Source organism: Parvibaculum sp. (assembly GCF_035511255.1).
Classification (GTDB): Bacteria; Pseudomonadota; Alphaproteobacteria; order Parvibaculales; family Parvibaculaceae; genus Parvibaculum.
This window is the reverse complement of record NZ_DATKFR010000381.1, coordinates 1-2,988: the sequence shown is the minus strand read 5'-3', so window position 1 is coordinate 2,988 and position 2,988 is coordinate 1. Positions and strand designations below refer to the sequence as shown.

The window sequence follows — 2,988 nt, the reverse complement described above, 5'->3', positions numbered from 1 at the left end:
GAAACTCGCCCGCGAATTCGGCATGACGCATTTCGTCAATCCGAAGGACATTCAGGGCGATCTCGTCGCGCATCTCGTGGAACTGACGGGCGGTGGCGCGGATTACAGCTTCGAATGCATCGGGAATGTGAAGACGATGCGGCAGGCGCTGGAATGCTGCCATCGCGGCTGGGGCGTCTCGACGGTGATCGGCGTCGCGGGCGCGGGGCAGGAAATTTCGACGCGGCCGTTCCAGCTCGTGACGGGCCGCGTCTGGAAGGGCTCGGCCTTCGGCGGCGCGCGCGGCCGCACCGACGTGCCCAGGATCGTCGACTGGTACATGGACAAGAAGATCAACATCGACGATCTCATCACGCACAAGTTGCCGCTCGAACGGATCAACGAAGGTTTCGACCTGATGCATGAGGGCAAGTCGATCCGCTCCGTCGTGGTCTATTGAGGAATGAATCTTTTGCCTCCCCCCTTGAGGGGGAGGTCGATCAGCGAAGCTGATCGGGTGGGGGGTCTTCTTCGCGAGACTCTTTTCTGCTGCTCTCCCCCCTCCCAACCCTCCCCCTCAAGGGGGGAGGGCTTTTAAGACGATGGGAGGACTTGATTGCAAAACGCAGACATCCGCCTCGTCGCGCCGAATGCAGAGCTGCTCGACAGCTATGCGGCGGCGCTGCGGTCGGGTTGGTCTCCCAATACGATGCGCGATGTGAGCGCCGACGAACTCGCCGCCGTCGAGGATGATCCGGAAGAGTTTCTGCGCGACCTGAACGACGAGACGGGCATGGTCGAGCTTGCGGACGGGCGGCGGGAGCCGCGTCTGCCGTTCCGGCTTTTCTGGATATGGGACGGCGAATTCTGCGGTTCGATCGGACTGCGCTACCGGCCGGGCAGCGAAGATCTGCCACCGCATGTGCCGGGGCATATCGGTTATACGATCGTGCCCTGGAAGCGGCGGCGGGGGTATGCGACGCGGGCGCTTGCAATGATGCTGCCGGTGGCGCGGGCGGAGGGGCTGCCGCGCGTGCTGGTCAGCTGCGACGCGGATAACGAGGCGTCGAAGAAAGTCATTCTCGCCAATGGCGGCGAACTTATCGGCCTGACGCCGCGCGACCCGGAGACGGGCAAGCCGAAGCTCAGCTACTGGATCAAGACCTGAAGTCCACGAGGTATCATGTCCATCGAGATCATCGAATCCCATCGCTGCTTTTCAGGCACGCTCCATGTCTGCCGTCACTCGTCGGCTGCGACGGGAACGCAGATGCGCTTTTCGGCCTATGTGCCCGACGGCGACGGCCCTTTCCCGGTCGTGACCTTTCTCTCCGGCCTCACCTGCACGGAAGAAAACTTCACCGTGAAGGCGGGCGCCTACAAGAAGGCGTCGGCGCTGAAGCTCGTCGTCATCGCGCCGGACACGAGCCCGCGCGGGGAGGGCGTCGCCGACGATCCGGACTACGATCTGGGGCAGGGCGCGGGCTTTTACGTCGACGCGACACAGGCGCCCTGGGCGCCGCATTTCAGGATGGAGAGCTACATCGCGCAGGATCTGCAGGAGGTCGTCGCGCAGAATTTTCCCGCCGACATGATGCGGCAGGGGATCACCGGCCATTCGATGGGTGGTCACGGCGCGCTGACGCTGGCGCTGAAATATCCCTCGCTCTTCCGCTCGGTTTCGGCCTTCGCGCCGATCGTCTCTCCGACGCGCTGCCCCTGGGGACAGAAGGCCTTCACCGCCTATCTCGGAGAGGATCGCGACGCATGGGCCGCGCATGACGCGACGCTTCTGATCGAGGCGGGGGCCGCGAAAGGCCATTACGAAAAAATCCTCGTCGATCAGGGGGCGGCCGACAAGTTCATCGCGGAACAGTTGAAGCCGGAGCTTCTCGAGGAGGCCTGCGAAAAGGCCGGGCAGAAGCTGGTGCTGCGCCGACAGCCCGGCCACGACCATTCCTATTTCTTCATCCAGACCTTCATCGACGACCACATCGCCTTTCATGCGGCGGCGCTTCTCGCGTCATGAGTTCGCACGTGAGTGAAGTGGATGTTGCGGTCGTCGGCGCGGGCGCAGCCGGCATCGGCGCCGCGCGGCGCGCCCGCGATTACGGTCTCTCTTTCGTGCTTCTCGAAGCGAAGGATCGCATCGGCGGGCGCTGCCACACCGATACGACATCGCTCGGCGCGACGTGGGATCGTGGCGCGCATTGGCTGCATTCGGCGGCGGTCAATCCGTTGACGCGGGTCGCCGAAGCGCTGGGGCATCCTTACCTGAAACGCGAGAGCTTTACGGACCGACATCTCCATCTCGGAACGCACCTGGCGACGGACGAGGAAAAGCGCGACTACGAAAAATCGATAGATGCGGCTTTCGACGCCGTCGAGGCGCTGGGCGAGGCGGGCCGCGACGTGGCCGTCGTCGAGGCGCTCGATCGAAAGGGGCGCTGGTATCGCCTCATCGAGCATGTGCACGAAGCGATCAGCGGCTTCCCGCCGGAGAGGATTTCGGCGGTCGATCTCCATCGCTATTACGACAGCGGCGAGAACTGGCCGCTCCTTCGCGGTTACGGCGCGTTGGTGGAGGCAATGGGCGCGCATCTACCTGTGTCGCTCGAAACGCCGGTGACGGCGATCGACTGGAGCGGGCAGGGCGTCGCCGTCGAAACGCCGAAAGGTAGGCTCAAAGCGAAGGCCGTCATCGTCACGACGTCGACCAATGTGCTGGCGCGCGGGCTCATCCGCTTCACGCCCGCGTTGCCTCCGCGATTGCAGGCAGCCCTCGAAGGCGTGCCGACGGGCGCCGCGAACAAGGTCGCGATCAAATTCTCGCGCGACGTCTTCGGACTGCCCGATACGAGCTACGGCTCGCTGATGGACGAACGCGATCCGGCGCGCCATGCGGTGAGCTTCCAGATCAGGCCTTTCGGCAGCGAGCTCGCCATCGCCTATCTCGGAGGACGCTTTGCCGACGAGATGGAACGCGAGGGCGAAGCGGCGATGGTCGAC

4 protein-coding genes are annotated in these 2,988 nt (G+C 64.2%); all 4 read left to right on the top strand.

Annotated elements, in window-relative coordinates:
* The coding region (locus VMR03_RS14685; protein ID WP_325406508.1) for a zinc-binding dehydrogenase at positions 1 to 439 on the top strand (439 nt) is incomplete at its 5' end.
* Positions 440 to 595: 156 nt separating this feature from the next.
* Positions 596 to 1,147 (top strand): GNAT family N-acetyltransferase, encoded by a 552-nt coding sequence (locus VMR03_RS14680; RefSeq protein WP_325406506.1) that lies wholly within the window; start codon positions 596 to 598, stop codon positions 1,145 to 1,147.
* A gap of 15 nt (positions 1,148 to 1,162) precedes the next feature.
* The gene (gene fghA, locus VMR03_RS14675; protein WP_325406504.1) at positions 1,163 to 2,008 is read left to right on the top strand and encodes an S-formylglutathione hydrolase; all 846 of its coding nucleotides are present in this window, start codon (positions 1,163 to 1,165) and stop codon (positions 2,006 to 2,008) included.
* 8 nt (positions 2,009 to 2,016) lie between these two features.
* Positions 2,017 to 2,988, top strand: a 972-nt coding sequence (locus VMR03_RS14670) for a flavin monoamine oxidase family protein (protein ID WP_325406502.1), incomplete at its 3' end; no start/stop codon positions are given.